Genomic DNA, 1826 nt, shown 5'->3' with positions numbered 1-1826 from the left:
GCCCACCGCACGTGGTGCTGGATCCGGTGATGGTCGCCACCAGCGGCGCCAGGCTGCTCGAAGCCAGCGCAGTGGAGGCGATGCGCACGCGCCTGATCCCGCTGGCCACGCTGCTGACGCCCAACACACCCGAAGCCGAACTGCTGCTCGGCCGTCGCATCATCACCGCCGAGGATGCCGAAGATGCCGCCGACGCGTTGCTTGAACTGGGCGCCGGCGCGGTGCTGCTCAAGGGCGGCCATCTGGACGAAGGCAGCCGCGTGATCGATCGTTACTTCGACGGCGTCACCCGCGAAGAGTTCATCCATACCCGGCTGCCAGTGGATGCGCACGGCACCGGCTGCACGCTGGCCTCGGCGATCGCCGCGCAGCTGTGCCAGGGCCTGTCGCTGCCCAACGCCTGCGAAGCGGCGATCGACTACGTCGCGCGTGGCCTGCAGGGCGGTTACTACCCCGGCCGCAGCGAGGTGCTGGTGATCGACCACTTCGGCGCAGCACGCCCGGCATGATCGACGCACAGGCACTTCCGGTGGTCGCCGCCGACGGCCATCGCTTCGCGCTGCTGGCGCGGGTGCCGGCACAGCCGCGCGCGCGACTGCTCTGGTTACCGGCACTGGGGGTGGCCGCGCGCCACTACCTGCCACTGGCCGACGCGCTGGCCGCACACGGCGTGGCGGTGTACCTGCACGAATGGCGGGGCAACGGCAGCAGCAGCCTGCGCCCGTCGCACACACAAGATTGGGGCTATCGCGAGATCCTGGCGCTGGACCTGCCCGCCAGCCTGGCGCAGCTGGATGCCGGTGCGTCTGTCGAACGCATCATCGGTGGCCACAGCCTCGGCGGACAGCTGGCCTGCTGTTTCGCCGGCCTGCACCCCGCTGTCTTCCAGCGCCTGTGGCTGGTCGCCAGCGGCACGCCGTACTGGCGCACCTTCCCGGCGCCGCGCGGCTGGACCCTGCCCCTGATCTACCGGTTCCTGCCGTGGCTGGCGCAGCGCCAGGGCGTGCTGCACGGTCGCCGGCTCGGCTTCGGCGGCACCGAAGCGCGTGGCCTGATCGCCGACTGGGCCAAGGTGGGACTGAACAACCGCTATGCCGGGGTGGGCATCGGCGACGATCTTGAAGCCGGTCTGCGCGGCGTGCGCGCGCACGCCACCGCCGTGGTGATGGAACACGACTGGCTGGCCCCGCCCTCCTCCATGCAGGGCCTGCTGGCCAAGATGCCGCAGGTGGACGCCACGCTCAGCGTGGTGTCACCCGCAGCCCTTGGCGCGCGTGCCGATCACTTCGCCTGGATGAAATCCCCGACGGCCGTGGCAGCGCTGCTTTTTCATTCATTTGAATGAAGACCTTCACAAAAGCGTTGACGAATGCGACGTGCATCCGCATAATTCCGCTCCTGTTGACGCGCCCGTAGCTCAGTTGGATAGAGTACCTGGCTACGAACCAGGCGGTCGGGAGTTCGAATCTCTCCGGGCGCACCATCAACAGGTTGTCAGCTCCGCCGCTGGCAGCAGTAGTACAACGCGATGTAAATGCGCCCGTAGCTCAGTTGGATAGAGTACCTGGCTACGAACCAGGCGGTCGGGAGTTCGAATCTCTCCGGGCGCACCATTACATCGCACGGCAGGCCCGCCCTGCCCTCCCGTCGAACGTGGCAACACGCGCGGCAGGAAAGACAACCAGACAATGCAAATGCGCCCGTAGCTCAGTTGGATAGAGTACCTGGCTACGAACCAGGCGGTCGGGAGTTCGAATCTCTCCGGGCGCACCATTGCATCGCACGGCAGGCCCGCCCTGCCCTCCCGTCGAACGTGGCAACACGCG

General features: G+C 67.7%; 2 protein-coding genes and 3 tRNA genes. All 5 read left to right on the top strand.

Annotated features, from left to right (window positions below):
* Nucleotides 1–509: PfkB family carbohydrate kinase (locus AC1DQP_RS20130; RefSeq protein WP_478052380.1), on the top strand; the 509-nt coding region annotated here is incomplete at its 5' end.
* On the top strand, nt 506–1345 hold the full coding sequence (locus tag AC1DQP_RS20125; protein WP_457320700.1) for an alpha/beta hydrolase family protein: 840 nt from the start codon (nt 506–508) through the stop codon (nt 1343–1345). The genes AC1DQP_RS20130 and AC1DQP_RS20125, both read left to right, overlap by 4 nt.
* A gap of 61 nt (nt 1346–1406) precedes the next feature.
* Nucleotides 1407–1483, top strand: a tRNA-Arg gene (locus AC1DQP_RS20120).
* 53 nt (nt 1484–1536) lie between these two features.
* Nucleotides 1537–1613 (top strand) — tRNA-Arg (locus AC1DQP_RS20115).
* A gap of 83 nt (nt 1614–1696) precedes the next feature.
* Nucleotides 1697–1773: transfer RNA gene (locus tag AC1DQP_RS20110), tRNA-Arg, on the top strand.
* Nucleotides 1774–1826 lie beyond the last annotated feature (53 nt).

This window comes from Stenotrophomonas sp. P5_A8, from assembly GCF_056400545.1.
The sequence above is the reverse complement of the archived record's forward strand: the minus strand, read 5'-3'. Positions and strand labels throughout refer to the sequence as shown.